This is a genomic window from Duncaniella sp. C9 (genome assembly GCF_004803935.1).
Lineage (GTDB): Bacteria > Bacteroidota > Bacteroidia > Bacteroidales > Muribaculaceae > Duncaniella > Duncaniella muris.
In genome coordinates, this window is sequence record NZ_CP039547.1 from 1,386,898 (window position 1) to 1,402,991 (window position 16,094).

The 16,094-nt window shown below is 45.8% G+C and carries 13 protein-coding genes and 1 rRNA gene; 13 read left to right on the plus strand and 1 reads right to left on the minus strand.

The annotated features are described in order from the left end of the window. Positions 1-74: 74 nt before the first annotated feature. From E7745_RS05640 to rrf, 7 genes are all read left to right on the plus strand, one after another. Positions 75-1,214, plus strand: coding sequence for a DNA alkylation repair protein (locus tag E7745_RS05640; RefSeq protein ID WP_065538229.1), 1,140 nt, complete (start codon positions 75-77; stop codon positions 1,212-1,214). 502 nt (positions 1,215-1,716) lie between these two features. After that, the gene (locus E7745_RS05645) at positions 1,717-2,676 is read left to right on the plus strand and encodes a DUF6043 family protein (protein ID WP_124076267.1); all 960 of its coding nucleotides are present in this window, start codon (positions 1,717-1,719) and stop codon (positions 2,674-2,676) included. Between the two features lie 181 nt (positions 2,677-2,857). Next, on the plus strand, positions 2,858-3,172 hold the full coding sequence (locus E7745_RS05650; protein ID WP_024988675.1) for a helix-turn-helix domain-containing protein: 315 nt from the start codon (positions 2,858-2,860) through the stop codon (positions 3,170-3,172). Between the two features lie 5 nt (positions 3,173-3,177). Then, a complete protein-coding gene (locus tag E7745_RS05655) occupies positions 3,178-4,590 on the plus strand; it encodes a DUF3987 domain-containing protein (protein ID WP_124076265.1) in 1,413 nt (470 codons plus the stop codon). 560 nt (positions 4,591-5,150) lie between these two features. After that, positions 5,151-5,531 carry a hypothetical protein gene (locus E7745_RS05660; protein ID WP_107035600.1) on the plus strand — a complete coding sequence of 127 codons (381 nt, stop codon included), beginning with the start codon at positions 5,151-5,153 and terminating at the stop codon, positions 5,529-5,531. After that, positions 5,528-7,285, plus strand: coding sequence for a relaxase/mobilization nuclease domain-containing protein (locus E7745_RS05665; RefSeq protein WP_124076263.1), 1,758 nt, complete (start codon positions 5,528-5,530; stop codon positions 7,283-7,285). The genes E7745_RS05660 and E7745_RS05665 overlap by 4 nt, the downstream gene beginning before the upstream one ends. A 72-nt stretch (positions 7,286-7,357) precedes the next feature. Continuing rightward, positions 7,358-7,465, plus strand: a 5S ribosomal RNA gene (gene rrf / locus E7745_RS05670). 266 nt (positions 7,466-7,731) lie between these two features. Here the strand turns inward: rrf and E7745_RS15175 are convergent. Continuing rightward, positions 7,732-7,854 carry a hypothetical protein gene (locus E7745_RS15175; protein ID WP_255575999.1) on the minus strand — a complete coding sequence of 41 codons (123 nt, stop codon included), beginning with the start codon at positions 7,852-7,854 and terminating at the stop codon, positions 7,732-7,734. Positions 7,855-8,488: 634 nt separating this feature from the next. On the opposite strand from E7745_RS15175, the gene E7745_RS05675 reads away from it, so the two are divergent. The 6 genes from E7745_RS05675 to E7745_RS05700 all read left to right on the plus strand — a co-directional run bounded on the left by E7745_RS05675 (position 8,489) and on the right by E7745_RS05700 (position 15,685). Further along, a complete protein-coding gene (locus tag E7745_RS05675) occupies positions 8,489-9,952 on the plus strand; it encodes a phage integrase SAM-like domain-containing protein (RefSeq protein WP_124076261.1) in 1,464 nt (487 codons plus the stop codon). Positions 9,953-10,226: 274 nt separating this feature from the next. Then, positions 10,227-11,210, plus strand: coding sequence for an IS30 family transposase (locus E7745_RS05680; protein ID WP_124076259.1), 984 nt, complete (start codon positions 10,227-10,229; stop codon positions 11,208-11,210). A 135-nt stretch (positions 11,211-11,345) separates the two neighbouring features. Then, the gene (locus tag E7745_RS05685; protein WP_124076257.1) at positions 11,346-11,897 is read left to right on the plus strand and encodes a Panacea domain-containing protein; all 552 of its coding nucleotides are present in this window, start codon (positions 11,346-11,348) and stop codon (positions 11,895-11,897) included. After that, positions 11,894-12,346, plus strand: a complete 453-nt coding sequence (locus E7745_RS05690) for a hypothetical protein (RefSeq protein ID WP_124076255.1) — start codon at positions 11,894-11,896, stop codon at positions 12,344-12,346. Before E7745_RS05685 ends, E7745_RS05690 begins: the two co-directional genes overlap by 4 nt. Before the next feature lie 1,787 nt (positions 12,347-14,133). After that, the gene (locus E7745_RS05695) at positions 14,134-14,463 is read left to right on the plus strand and encodes an AlpA family transcriptional regulator (RefSeq protein ID WP_136408457.1); all 330 of its coding nucleotides are present in this window, start codon (positions 14,134-14,136) and stop codon (positions 14,461-14,463) included. 4 nt (positions 14,464-14,467) lie between these two features. Then, positions 14,468-15,685 carry a primase-helicase family protein gene (locus E7745_RS05700; RefSeq protein ID WP_240597878.1) on the plus strand — a complete coding sequence of 406 codons (1,218 nt, stop codon included), beginning with the start codon at positions 14,468-14,470 and terminating at the stop codon, positions 15,683-15,685. The last annotated feature ends 409 nt before the right edge of the window (positions 15,686-16,094 follow it).

A 16,094-nucleotide genomic window follows, 5' to 3' on the forward strand; every position in this document is an offset into this window, starting at 1 on the left:
ATCGGAATCAAGGATATAAAGGACTATGAAATTGAAATCAACATCGAAAATGGTATAGTAGTAAGATAAAAGTAATGGCAGAATCTTTTAAAAATATGTTTGATAAGCCATTCTTTGGAAGGTTTGTCAACGACTTGTCTCTTGTTCTCCAGAACATGAGTGTAGACAAGTTTGTAACTTTAGTTATGGATGAAGAATGGGAGAACAGAGGTTATAAGCAGCGGATTGCACACATAACTACTGTTCTGCACAAGTTTATGCCAACCGAGTATAAAGAAGCTGTTGCGAAAATCTTTAAATTATTAGACTGTGTAAAAGTTAGACTGCTCGATTTTTCAAAGATAGACGATAAAAATTTCAATTTGCTGACATTAGAATATGGGGTTATTTTGGACCATTATGTGGAGCGATATGGAATAGAGGACTATGAGACATCAGTGAAAGCCATTGAGCGAATTACGCAATTCACGACTTGCGAATTTGTGACCCATGCCTTTATTGTGAAATATCAAGATGAAATGATGAAACAGATGTTGGCTTGGTCAAAACATCCGCACTGGGGGGTAAGGAGGCTTGCATCGGAAGGGTGCAGACCTCGTCTGCCGTGGGCGATGTCATTGCCTAAATTAAAAGAAAATCCAGCTCCCATCATTCCGATTATGGAAAATCTGAAAAACGATCCATCCAGGTTTGTAAGGTTGAGTGTTGCCAATAACCTGAACGATATTTCAAAGGATAATCCACAAATCGTAATTGCTTTGGCTAAAAAATGGAAAGGGCAATCAGAGAATATTGATTGGGTTATCAAGCATGGATGCCGAACATTGCTTAAGCAGGGGAATCACGAGATATTGAACCTGTTTGGACTGAGTTTGAATGACAATATCAGCATAGGTGACTTTAAGATTCTTACAAAAAGAATAAAAATGGGTGATTCTGTTGAATTTTGTTTTAATCTAAACAATTATAATACGGAAAAACGGACAATAAGATTGGAATACGGAATCTATTATCGGAAAATGAATGGAGAGATGACGAGGAAAGTCTATAAAATCAGTGAGAAGGAATACAAAGGAAACTCCATTACGGAAGTCAATAGGAAACATTCGTTTCGCCCCATAACGACAAGAACTTTTTATCCCGGCATTCATCAGATTGCTGTTATATTCAATGGATGTGAATCGGGAAAATGTGAATTTGAACTTGTTGAATGACAGTTTTTAATAGTTGAGATTAATCCGTAAATTCCCCGTTATATCCAAGAAAAAACAAGTGGTTTGCACGTTAAAAGGGAGGTTTTCCACTTACCTTCCCATACTATCAATCTTAAAGAATACAAAAACACCCAATTTTACATTCTTGGGTGTAAAATTGGGTGTTTGCTTTGCAATTTGCTGATTTTCAGCGTTTATTGCGGAGAGACAGGATCTAAATCCTGCCACTTGCAAAATTAATAAAAATTATTGAGGTTGCCAAGTCTTTATGCATCACACATTCAAGTGCGATTGGAAGGCGTGGACAATATGTGCATAAGTTACGTCTATCTCTTACTATTTTTGTCTAATGGAGATGGGATAATGTGGGATTTTGTGGGAAAAGATGAGATTTGTGTCCAAAGAGGGCGATTTAGCAATGGAAATGTGCGAACTTTGTTGTTGCACATTTCGTATAATAGCTTATCGCTATTGTAATTTTGCAGTCTAAACACTTCTGAATATGAATGATAACCGAAATAATTTTGAAACTGAAAGGAGTAAGGAGGATTTGAAGGCGTGGATTGAGAGTCATCCGCATGAGTATGGAGAAGTGGCTATGGAAATGGGTGAGGCTGATCTTTTCAGTGTGTTTCTAATGGCGCAGGCTGCATTTATCTCCTCGCCGGAATTTCAGAAGCGGTTGGAGGATATGGTTGATACCGATAGTGTAGATGTAGGTGAGCTTGTAGAGATTCTGCATCAATCGAGATTTACCGAAAAGATGCTTACTAATCCGAATGGAAACGAGGATTGGGAGAAGTACCGATTACCTTTTGCCGCTTGGCTGAAATATGGACGGTCATCGGAAATGGTTATTGAGAATATTGAGGACGCAATCGCCTTGACCGATAATCAACAAGCCAAATGGCAACTTTCCAAGTTCCTTAAAGATGTGATGAAACGTCTGGTCGGAACTAAACAGCGTTCTCGTGAGGAGTTGAGCGAGTATCTTGATTATCGAAAGAGTTTGGTAAGTGGTAATATCGCTGAATGGGCGTTAAGTGGGATTGATGACACGGAGGAAGATACTCTTTCACCTATCAAGCCAACCCAAACGGAAGAATTTATTGAGGATTTGACAGCTCTTGTTGCGTCTCATGACAAGGATACGGTAACCTATATCGGGAATTGGTTGAAGTATAATGTGCGTGGAATTGATGTGGCGCGTTTATACGTTGCGCTTATTGAGACTGATGAGATCAGGGCGAATCTGACTGTTACGCGCTATATGGATGCTCTGAAGACCTCTTTCCCTAAAGTCAAAATCGTGGGAACGCGACAAGTCCAGAAGGATGTCAATTATCTCCAAAGCTTGTTGCCTCACGGCAAGAGATATGGAAAGGAAGAGCCTGAAAATCGTTTCGCGATTGACAAGATAAAGGTCGAAGTTTTGCTAAAAAATCTTGAAAACATTGACTGAAATAACCTCTTTTCAATTCGTTTGATTCGTTTTATAGTTCGCGAACTTAACGAACCATCAATTCTTTTTAATCCAAGAAATTACGCTATACTTTTGCGTCATCGTTCCATTTCGGAGCGGTGGCGTTTCTGTTTTATGCCGCCAGTAGAAGCGTCGAACAATGTCGGCAATCGAAACAAAAATGCAGGATTTATTAGATATGCTCAATGAGGGTCGGGCCCATGTCAAGGTGGAGATGAACGCCGAAGACCTCAAAGCATTTTCGGAGGACTTGATCCGCCGCGCAAAGGATGAACTCGGCTCGATGGTCGAGGCAGCCAAGAAAGAACGTATGCTCACCAAAGCCGAGGTAAAGGAACTCTTTGGCGTATGCGATGCCACACTCTGGCACTGGGCAAATAAAGGTATCCTCAAACCTGTCAAGACCGGCAACAAGATTATGTACCCGGAATATGAGGTACGCAAAGCCCTCGGACAACGTAACATCAATATCTGAGCATCATGAAAGCGAATGGCTATTACAACCATCCACGCTTTCCGTTGGAAGCCGGATGTGGATTGATCGAGGAGGATAGCATTGCCTTTACCAGCGATTCCGATAAAACTACCGAAACTCCTTCTTTCCCTCTGGAGATATTTCCGAAAGCAATCCGCGACATAATAGAGGCTCTTGAGGAGTATGAGAACTATAATGTCGATTTCTCTTCGGCTTCATTCCTTACAGTATTCGCGGCTGCTATGGGCAATACTTGGTCAGTCCGCTTCATGACAGGATGGGTAAGCCGACCGATAATCTACATGGTGCTTGTCGGCTCGCCGAGCTGTGGCAAGACTCCGCCATTGCAACAGGCGGTCGCACCTCTTCTCAAACTCGACGGAGAGTATGACATGATCTACTGCAAGGAGATGGAAACCTACCGCCGATGGGAACGCATGTCGGCAAAGCAGCGTGAGAAACATTCTCTCCCTGAAGAAATGAAGATGCCTAAGCGAAAATGCCATGTAGTGGTTGACTCCACTGTAGAGGCTCTTATCGGAGCTTTGCGCGACAATCCGCGCGGAGTGCTGATTTACAAGGATGAGATAGACAGCCTCCTCTCCAATTTCAACCGCTACAACAGTTCGGACGAGGGCTACTTTCTCAGTCTGTTCAGCGGTACGCCTTTCAAGTACAGCCGAAAGTCAAACAACGAGCATATCTTCCTCGCCAATCCCTATTGTTCTATTATTGGCACTACACAGCCCAGTCGTCTGGGCGATCAGTTCGGCGGCAAGCGAATGATGAACGGCTTTTCATCTCGATTCCTGAAAGTCTATCCCGAAATTGACAAGATGCCGTCATGGAACGACACCGCCATGCCGGACGGCGTTCTTGAAGAATGGGAACGAATTATCCGAAGGGTGATAACCGTCACTCCTTCAACAGACCAAGAGGGAAAAGCAACCTCAATAGAGCTACTGTTTTCCCAAGAGTCGAAGCTCCGCATAATTCAGTGGAAAGACGAGGTCAATAACAAGGTCTATGCTGAAACGGATTCGGATGCTGTCAGGGCGTTGTGCGGCAAACTGGAAACTTATCTCGTCCGCTTCTGCCTGGTCATACAGATTATGCACTGCATCTGTGGAGAATCGGGCATGGATGAAATTGAACCGAGAACCGCCGAACTCGCCATTAAGCTCACCGAATATTTCAGAAACATGGAGAGCCGGATTGCACCGGAGATTGAACCCGGCATCCTCGACAACCGGTTCACCGAGTTACTCGGAAACCTCAGGGATTCGTTCACCACGGCAGAAGCTGTCCGGGAAGCCCTGCAACTCGGAATCTCGGAATCTTCGGTCAAGAGATTCCTAAGAGACGGAGGCCGAGGATTCGTGAAGAAAAAGTCACACGGTTGCTATCGCAAAATATGACCCATGCGCTGACACTATGAACTTTTGACATTATGACATTTTCGACCGAGGTCGAACTGACTGAGATACCCCGGTTGCTCACGCCTGATTTGGAGTATAAACCTTGCTTTGCAAGATATGCCGCTTGTGTCCACAACGGCTATCCCGCCTCCCCCGAGGTGAGGGTCAATCCCGCTCGAAACTCGCAGTCTTTTATCTAATGATACATTGTCCGTGAACGATGATAGACTGAAAAATGAATGATGAAAAACTGAAAATCTGCGGTTGATATATTATCAAGCAACACATTTATCATGAACCGTGATACTTCGGTTAATCGGTCATCGTCACATTGGATAATCGATACATTGGATAATATGATAATGAGCCATTGGACAATAAGTCATCGGGTAATGGAGCATTGGATAATCAGACAATCGAGACAACCAGATATTATATCATCAAGGTATCAGTTCATCAAATCATCAAGCAATCAGGATTCCAAGTCATATAGTCTTCATTGTATCAGATATTCAATCAACCAATCTATCAAACCATAATATCTTAAAAAGTTAATCTCTATGCCGGATAAAAAATCCATCACTATAAAAATACGTGTCGATGCGCAGACCCACGCAGAAATGCAGTCAAGAGCCGACCGATACACCGACGGTAATCTGAGTGCGTTTGTACGTTGTGCCACACTCAAATATGAAGAGCAGCCGATGGCTGACCGAGACAATCCCCGTATGATTGCTTTGATCAAGTCCGCTATCAAGCTCATCGAAAGAACCGGCACCAACACCAATCAGGTTGCGAAGCACATCAACGAGCAGCAGAAAATGAATCCTTACTCGTTGCGGGCGGCAGATCTTCTTCCCTTCGGTCAGTTTTGCGAGGGTACAGATAAAATCCGACAGATGCTGACATACCTCTATAACATAATAATCACAGGTAAATGATAGTCAAGAAACTCAACGATGTGTCCGGCGGCGGTTTCCCCGGCGCTCGATATAACGAGAAGAAGATTGCCGATGGTGTGGCATCCCTCATGGCGATGGAGAATGTCAGCGAAGCGTTGCGTCACAATGTCGAGACGCTGCACCGCTTCGGCCTTGATGCCTCGGCTGAAGTCGAAAGGTATCTGAAGGAAAACTCTAAGACTTACGGCAACACAAAGACGACTCGTTTCCAGTTCCATGTGTCAGCATCTGTGAAAGGACGCACCATGTCGCCTGAAGAACTCACCGACTTCTCGCGTGAGCTTATGGAGGGCATGGGTTATGCCCGTCAGCCGTATTTTGTTTACGCCCACCACGATACCGGTAATAACCATGTGCATATTCTCTCGACGAGAATGAAGCCTAACGGTTATGCCATTTCTGACCATCAGGACAGGCGCAGGCTTAACGAGTGCGCAAATCGCATACTCTCTCCTGACATCAAGAAAGATATTGACCGAATTCTCGGCTACGACTACGAAACGGAGGGGCAGTTTGCCAATATCGTCAAGACTCATGGTTACAAGATAGAGAAATCGCTCGACGGCTACCGTCTGTTCAAGTGTGGAGGCGACGCCGGGAATATCGCCATCGATGACATCCTCAATCGAATCACCAAAAACAGCCCGAAGCGCAAAGACCGCGCTACGCAGCTTCGCGCTATAATCCGGAAATACAAGGGCGAGATAGCCGAGGGAAAATGTCAAAATGTCGATAATGTCAAAGTGTCAAAAGGTAAGAAGCGAAAGCCAGTAAAAGCAAAACTGAATACCGACATCCGCAAAATACTTGACAACCACGGCAAACCGTTGAGCGAGGAGAACTGCCAGCGCATACAGACTCTCATTGATGTTCTCAAGACAAAGTTTGGTATAGACATCAGTTTCCAGAAGGACAAGGACGGCAGGGTGAGAGGCTACAGTATAATCGACCATGCCGAAAAGATAGCCTTCGACGGCAGCAAGGTGATGAAACTGTCGGAGCTTATTGATTTCGCCATCAAACCACAGAGGAAACCATCGCCGCTTGACGTGTACCGCGACCTGTTCACTGTCGAGGTGGGCAAAGACAGCAGAGGGAACTATATGCTCATCAATGTCAAAGACGGCTCGACGTACCGCAAACCAATCTCTCCGAGACAGTACGCATGGTATAACGGCGTGAAAGACGACGAGCGCGAAGATGTAGGCCTGACAATAGCTGCCACGATATTCTCCGAGGAGATACTGACCGAATATCTCATGCGCTATCCGATACACAACCATCAAGAGAGAATAAAAGGCATGGCCGTTGTCAAACATAGAAACGGCAACTACTGCCTCCGCCTGGCACTGACAGACGGCTATATGCCTTTGATTGAATTAACTCCGGAGGAGGGAGCCAAGTTCCGCTCTCTACATGCCGATGAACAAGCAAGACAAGACTTCCTGATGTCAATAGCCATGCTGCATCTTACTCGAAAGGATGCCGAGGCGGTTAAAGACAGGATAAAACAGAATACCCAATCCAAAGCCGGAGTCCGTATCCTCCCTTCCCGTCCGCAGGACTACTCCCCGGAAATCTCGCAAGTGTTCACATTCAATCTTGCCAACGCACTATCTTCCCTCAATGTCAGTTCCGGCTCATCCGGCTACAAGCGCGAGCACGAAGTCGGCAACCGTTCCCGCTACGATGACATCGACAACCGTCAGTCCGGCACAAGCCTATCAATTTAGATTTTTGCTTATAAGCAACATTTATAGATGTTGGCTAAAAAACATGCTAATTTTTGTAATTTTGTAGTCATAGATGGTATTGATAGAATCATGAATGAACCTCTTACCATTCCGAACAGAGAAGTTAAACATGATTTCGCCGATGGTACTGTGAAAACGGAAGAGTAGGTAATGCCAACGATTCTATCCGAAGGTCAGCCGGAAGTTTGACTAAATTTGTTTAACTACAAGTCGTTTCTTCCTATGATTAACGATTATAAACTTTGGAAGTAGGTGACTGGCTTTGCACGTGAGCTATGCCAGTCACTGAAGGATGTCCTGGACAATGACAAAGTGTAGTGTAGCATTTCGATTGCTTCGGGATTGCTCGACATGGCGTTAGGAACAGGCATCATATTCTCAACGCTAACCTCCATAGGTCTTATGTGCTGGAATGCAATGAGGAGTTACGATGGCTTTGCAAGAGAGCAATGCCATTCGCTGAAGGATGTTTTGGATAATGACAAAGTGTAGTGTGGCATTTCGATTGCTTCGGGATTGCTCGACATGGCGTTAGGAACAGGCATCATATTCTCAACGCTAACCTCCATGGGTCTTATGTGTTGGAATGCAATGAGGAGTTGTGATTGACGGAGCAATCCGTCAAAGTAGAGAAATCGGATTGACGATTGGGTGGGTTGGTGGGAATTTTAAAAAGTAGGTACGTAAAAATATATAGTGACTATCTCAGCGCACCACGCCGATAGGCACTATTATTTTGCGGTAGATTTAATGTAGAGTTTAATAGGGTTTAGAATTAAACGCTACTTTTTAATACTGTTTAATCAAGCCGATTTATCTTGGTTTATAGCGGCTTAGATAGTGACTATTATAGTGACTACACCCTGTGGTGACTAAAAGAAGAATCGCCAACTCTGTGAGAATTAGCGATTTGACTTTTACTTGGGTGGTGCCACCAGAACCTGAGTTTCTGAATGAATACGAATGAATTTGAATGGTTTGTTTAGGCAAAGTGTTGAATAATAGTGCAATATGAACTTTGATGAATTTTGGGGATTTTCAGATTTATTCAAAAAACGTGGTGACCTGCGTGGTGACCCGACTTGACAAATTGCGGTTTGGGTTGTTATATTTGCAGAACCAAAGTGGCTGATTGTGAATAACTGTGAATGCCACCATTCTGAAATTTATAATATCGAAGATATGACAAAATCACCCTCTCCGAAAAAACTGACCCCGTTTCATGTCCGCACCAAGGATTTGAAGAAGGACACCGCGACTCTCTTTATCCGTATCCATACCCGCAAGGTTGATGTGCTGATTTCGACCATGCTTCAGGTTGAGGTTGCCGACTGGCAGAAGGCTACGGCATCGCCCCGCGCATGGCTGGCGCATCAGAAGAAAAATTATCAGCTTCATGCCAAGCTGACACAGATTGAGGGCATAGTCAAGGCTCATCTCGCAAAGGTGAATTTTGACCGCGAGGCTCTCGACATGGATGTGCGCTATATCTCCGAGCCGGAGAAAGTGGATGCTGAACGCCGGGCGATGGAGGAGGCAGCCGAGGCCGAGCGTAAGGCAATAGCCAAACGTGAGGCGGCGAAAGAAAAAGCCCGCAAGAAAGCCGAGGAAAAGAAACGTATCGAGGAGGAGAAGAACCGCCTTATATGGCCGTTCCTCGTTCAGTTTGTCGATGACATCAAGAGCGGGGCTCGCAAGATTGGTAGTGACGACTATGCACCCGGCACCTGCAAGGCATGGAAAAGTTTTATTGGTGTTTATGAAGGCTTCGACCCGTTGCACAAGTTCGGATGGGCTGACATTGACCGTGCTTTTGTGTCACGCTACATCAACTATTTGCAGAAGCATGGCTACATGGCTAAGGTGGTCAACAAGCATCTGACAAACCTGAAGGCTCTTATCAATGCCGCCTTCGTTGACGGCATACACGATAATCAGAGAGCGGCAGCTCTCATTGTCAAGAAGAAGATTGAGGATCGCGACAAGGCTGTCGAGATTTATCTCACCGAGGAGGAATTGCAGGCTCTCTATGAAATGCCGCTGACAGGAAAGAAAGAGCATATCCGCGATGTTTTTCTCATCGGCTGCTATACCTGTCAACGTGTAAGTGATTACAACAACCTCAATGCCGACAACTTTGAGACCACCCGAAAGGGAACGCGCATAATCCGTCTTATCCAGCAGAAGACCAAGACCGAGGTTACCATACCTATTCTCAACGAGAACCTAATCACCATCTGCGAGAAGTACGGTTACAACATTCCGAAAGCCAACGAGCAGGTGCTGAACCGCTACATCAAAGATATTCTCAAAGACCTTTCGGAGCAGTTGCCGTCACTGAAAGAGAAGGTGCCGACCAAGCTCACTATGAAACAGAAGGAGGCGTTGAGAAAAGAGAAGAAGGAACCGGAGACCGACCTCAACGGCAACGTGATTGTGCCGCGCTATGAGTGTGTGACGAGCCACACCGCCCGACGCACGGGCATCACTAATATGTATCTCAGTCACAGGTACACCATTCTCCAGATGATGCACGTCAGCGGCCACAAGACACAAAAGACCTTCATGGACTACATTAAGCTATCTTCCGAGGAGATAGCCGACGAAATCGCCGCCATGTCGAAGAAAGAGAATGACATGTGGTAAACAACAAGCCACTCCAAAAAATCGGCATAAATGTCACTTTTTTGGAGTGGCAATATCCGATGTATGTGGTAAAAATAATGAAGATTCCAAATCGAAGTGCAAAACTTTGAGATGGGCATTAGTCATTCTCCTCTCTCCTTCTGGCGAGGGGATGCCCAAGCGGCGGGGGCGGCCTAAACCGCCCCCAAGAGCGGACAGCAGCAGAACATACTGGCAATACAAAATAAAAAGGGAGACCGAAGTCTCCCTGAGATTAACTAATTTTGTATTGCTTATGTACAGACAATTAACCTCGCAGCAAAGGTCGCAAATTTTCGCCTTACTGCAAAAAAAAACTTCGAGAGAAGAAATTGCCCTCATAGTAGGGTGCAGTCAGTCAACGCTTTGTCGTGAACTGAAGCGCAATTCCACAACCAAAGGCCACTATCTGTGGGAAAAGGCTCATGCCAAAGCCCTTGAACGCAGAAAGCGCACCACATCCAACAAGAAGCTCGACAGCGTGTTGGTGTGGCGTATAAAACAGATGATTATTGACCACCAATGGTCACCAGAACAAATTCGTGGCGTGTTGGCCAAGGAAGGTGTTTCCGTATCCATACAGACCATTTACAACATTATAAACGCTGATGAAAGCGGAGAACTGCGCCGTCACCGCAGACATCCCGACTTCCGACGACGACCAAAAGGCGAACGCAAACCCACTAAAGCCACCAACATACCAAACCGCACAAGCATACACGACAGACCGGCCGAGGCCGACGGCAAACGCTTTGGCGATTTTGAGATGGATCTTATTGTTGATGCCTACGGGCACGCGATTCTAGTGCTGCTTGAACGCATGACTGGCTTTGTGATGATGGAGAAACTACCTTACGGAAAAAGAGCCAAGCCATTGTCAAAGACTGTCGTGAGAATGCTGTACGCATACCGTAAATATCTTAAAACCATCACTACTGACAACGGCAGCGAGTTCGCGGCACACCTCGACATAACCGCCGGATTACGCATCAAAGGTCTTGATGATGTGACTGTTTACTTTGCCGACAGCTACTGCTCATGGCAGAAAGGAGCGGTCGAAAACATCAACAAACTCATCCGTCAATACATCCCCAAAAAGTCAAATTTCAATGATTTCACTGACCTATACATCAAGAATGTCGCAAAGAAACTAAACCTCAGACCACGGAAAAAACTCGGTTTTTCAAACCCGAAAACCGAGTTCTTCAAACAAATCGCTAATTTTGCACTTGCCAGTTGAACCTGCGATGTGGTAAAAATAAGATTTGTAGATTTTTACGCGATTTGGCGGTTTGAAAAATTATTATTATATTTGCAAACTGAAATAAACTGCAATTGCGCATTCTGCGTTAGATAAGCATAAGGACATAAGCCCATGACGAATTACGACAGCAAGAAACTCACAGAGTTAGTTCTGTTTATACTTGGCAAGACTGGTGGCGTTGATTTCTACCATGCTTTCAAGATTCTCTATTTCGCCGAGATGAAGCATCTGGCAAAATGGGGCAGCGGCATTGTGCCTGACGAGTTTTGCGCATTGAAATATGGTCCGGTTCCTACTCAATTATATGATGCGGTCAAGGAACTGAATCACCCGCGTATGATTCTTTCGGAAGAATTATCCGAGGTTATCCAGTTTGCCGGGGAAGATGCTCCGAATGTTCTTCTTCCTAAACGAGAGGCAAATTTGAAGTATCTTTCCAAGTCAGAGATTGAAGCATTGGAACAGTCAATCGAGGAAAACGAATCGTTGACTTTCGGACAGCTCATGAGAAAGTCACATGATGAAGCCTGGGAAGAGGCAAACCGTCGCACCAATGGAACAAATGTTATTTCTCCTGTCTCTATGGCAAGAGTTCTAAATGCCGATGATGCCATGCTTGAATATATTGAAGAGCAAATGCAAATTGAATCAGCTTTGAAATGATGAAAATTTCTGATGCTCTCAATGAGGAAGAGCTTTCACGACTGGCATCTCATACTGTCAAGATTGGAGATGTCTATGAGATGACGATGACTGAGGCAAATGGAATCAAGCCCAAAGCAGGAGACTCTTCAAGAGACAAATATTTCATAGTGCTTGGCTTCGACTCTAATGGTATCGCCTATGGTGGTGTGATAATCAATTCTCAAATAAACAGGAATCTTCCGGCACATCTCAAAATGTACCACATGCCCATAAAACAGTCAAAGTATCCATTTCTCAGGTATGATTCTTTTGTTGATTGCGTCCGGTTGAAGGTTGCCTATCCACAAAAGTTCAATGAGTGGAACTACTTGGGCGAGATTGATGACTATGATGTTGAGTTGATCATCGGTACAGTTAAGGAAAGTCCTGCCGAAAGCGAGGAACGTCTTGCTCAGTTTGGATTGTGAGATAGTTATTACAGCTTTACCTGAAAATACCGAACAGCATCAGATATTTCTTAAATCAAAGATGTTGTAATTCCAAAGAAATAAACTAATTTTGCAAACGATATGACCTTCCACGCTTCCCGTAAGATTAGCGCACCCGGGGAGGTCTTCGAGTTTTATATAAGCCGTGATAGATTAAATGATAGAATAACTGATAGATTAAGATGCCTTAAAAGCGGAGGCTATAATTTGAGCAATGAGCCAATAAATGAGCCATAAAGATTGATACATTGCGACTATTACGACAGTGTAAAATTGTCAAAGATTTGACAAAACCTCATTATAATCCCCCAAAAGCGGGTCGAAAAGTATAGATTTGGGGATTATAAGCATATTTTAGGAGACAAAGGGGTACTCGAAAGGAAAAAGAAGATACCCAAAACGGAATAACGGGAACCATGCTTGAAATAATTTGGAGAGTACGGCGAGGCAGTATTATCTTTGCAAAGAATTGATAGACAACCATCGGTATACCAGTTGTATATACCGATATACATGTACAACCTTGTGCTATATCCGGCGGAAAATATTTGGAGGGATTGAAAATTCCATTCTATCTTTGCCTCTGAAAAGAAAGTCCGGAGTCAGCGGGGTGTAATGACCGCTCATGCACTACTTTTGGCTATGGATGACTTTTTTCATCGAATCGTGAACTTTTTTGAACAAAGCTTTGTTAGGAAAGTTGCGGTGGCAAATTTCGCGACCATAGCGGAGCGTCAGATTGCTCTGCCGTGACGGTCGCGTCGTTATCCGCCGCAGACATACCCCGCAGCCCAAGAGTGGGCTGACTCTCTATGAGCCGACCCCGAAGGGTCGGACTCCCCACGCACAACACCCGGAGGTGTGTGCCTGAATTTCGCAGCCGGATGCGCAAAGCATTGCGAACAAATCGGTGTGCGGGTACAGACCCGAACCTTACACCGACATCGTTGCCCATGTTCAGGTGTGACACTTGTGGACGCTATCTACACACCTACATCATACACACCCGATAGCCGACAATGTCAGCCGCCGACGGGAGATTGTGCAGATTTGGAAGTCTCGTAAAATTTTGTTATCTTTATGTAACGATTGAAGGCAGCGCAAGCCCGAAGCGACACGTTCAGCTTTATAGACCGGAACAGGAACGATGCTCCCCGACGGATGCCATGCCCGATATTGACACTGTAACGATAATAACGAGGTACCTGATCAGAAGACCGGACTCAGAATCCGGAACCACTATGAAAAGCCTGCTGTTGAATGCGGAACAAACCGCAACGGTTTAACCCGGCAACAACTCGCACTAAGGAAGCGATGCTCAACGGATTAAATGCGCGGAACAATGGCAGAAGAAAAAAGAATGGCACAGCAATAAACTGTCATAGAGCCTATACGAGCTGAATTTTGCGACAGCCACAGCTGTGCCCGTACAGAATCTGTACGTCAAAAACAATCAATTAAAAAGAAGAAAAAATGCGTATGCCTTACCTTATCGCAAAGTAAGACACAACCGCCATTGTATCTGCCCCGTATAAGGAACAGATGCCCTCATGTCGTTGCCTTTTGGCGCGGCGTGGGAAAGGGTGAGCTACGCCCTTTGCCGACCCTGACAGGCCGGCAGCAACAACCGTCGGCTTTAGCGAAACATAGCCGACAGCCCTTTCTATGTCCTTTCGGGGACACGTCACCGCAGCCTCTTTCGTCGCCGGGGCTGTGGGTGATGCAAGTTACTTGGCGATATAACTTTAATTTCATAATCCCCTCAGATGAAATTGAATCTTTTTGACCTTCTTCAGGCGTCGGCACTCGACCCTGACTCCCCCGATATTCTCCTCAACGTCCGCCTCTCTGACCTTCATCAGCTTGTGGTGGACACAATCGAAGCCACCCGCGAGCGTCTGCTCCCCCTCTACATGGAGGCCGAGCAGGACAAATCAATCACCAAGAAAGAGGTTGCCGAGCGGCTCGGCGTCTGCGAGACCACGGTCTATAACATGACCAAAGACGGTAGACTACACCCATTCAAGGTGAACGGAAGCACCCGCTACAGCTTGCGGGAAGTTAACTCTATTATCAACCCCTCTAACGATGACTGAGCCTATGGAAGACGTAACAGTTATACCTCCCGCCGATGACTGCTTTGAGCGCATAGGCACCACCTACTACAAGATTGTCCGCCAGCCCAACGCCGCAGGACAACTCATCGAGCGCAGCATCCCGTGGACAATCGAGGCTATCCGTCAGGACTACGGCAAGGATTTTCTCGCCAACGTCCCCAAATACGACGGTTTCTGCTGTGTCCCTTCCCACTTGGACTATCAGCCTGTTGTGGGCAGTTTCAAGAACAAGTATTCACCACTCAGCCATATCCCTGCCGAGGGAGAATGGTCGTGTATCGAATCGCTCGTGCGCCACATCTTCGGCGATCAGTACGACCTCGGTCTTGACTACCTGCAAATTCTATACACCATGCCGTTGCAGAAGCTCCCGATTCTGCTCTTGGTGTCTGAGGAGCGCAACACAGGCAAATCCACCTTCCTCAATTTTCTCAAACTGCTCTTTGAGGCAAACGTGACCTTCAACACCAACGAGAACTTCCGCAGCCAGTTCAACGACGACTGGAACGGCAAACTCGTCATCGTGGTCGACGAGGTGCTGCTCAACAAGCGCGAGGACTCCGAGCGTCTGAAGAATCTCAGCACCACCTACAACTACAAGATGGAGGCAAAAGGGCGCGACCGCGAGGAGGTGAGCTTCTTCGCCAAGTTCGTACTGTGCTCCAACAACGAGTATCTCCCCGTGGTCATCGACCCCGGCGAGACCCGCTACTGGGTGCGGAAGGTTCCGAGGCTTACCACCGACGACACCACGTTTCTGGAGAAAATCCGCTACGAGATACCGGCCTTTCTCCATGCCCTGACCTATCGGCGGCTGATAACCGCCGAGGAAAGCCGCATGTGGTTCAATCCCGCGCTGCTCGACACCGAGGCATTGCAAAGAATCATCCGCGCCAACCGCAACCGTGTGGAGCTGGAGCTTGCCGAGCTGCTGACCGAGATAATGGACTCGCGCAAAATCGACGAGGTAGACTTCTGCTTCAACGACATCCTGAGCCTATTCGGCTACCGTCAGGTCAAGGCTGACCGTAGCCAGCTCCGAAAGGTGGTGCAGGACTGCTGGAAGCTCAGACCAGCCTCCAACTCGTTCTGCTACACGACCTATACCGTCGGAATGTTCCTCAACGAAGAAACATACGTCGAGACACGCCGATGCGGACGGTACTACACCGTCACCCGGCAGATGTTAGAGAATTTATAATTTTTTCTCGTTGAAATTTGATGAACTGATGAAAATGGAGACAGACTGCTGTTTTTCAGTGCATTTTCTTCTCATCGGTTATTCATCAACACTTCATCAAAGGATGAAAGGCAATGAGAAAAGAAAATGTGTGGCACCGAGAGAAAACGCAATTTCTCTTTTCCATCGCCAAAACATTCTTCTCACCGCCCGAAAAATAGTGATGAAACAATGATGAATATATAATATGCTGATATAGTCATAGATAACTCTCCGATTCATCAGTTTATCAAATTCAGCAATATGCTGCATTCTTGGCTACACTCGGCATAGGTCAAGGGAGCTTGACACTCTGCTCTCGTTTGCACAAGAATTAAACACCTCACCCGGTCGCAGGGACTTTCTCTCGGCGACCACAATTCCAGAATGA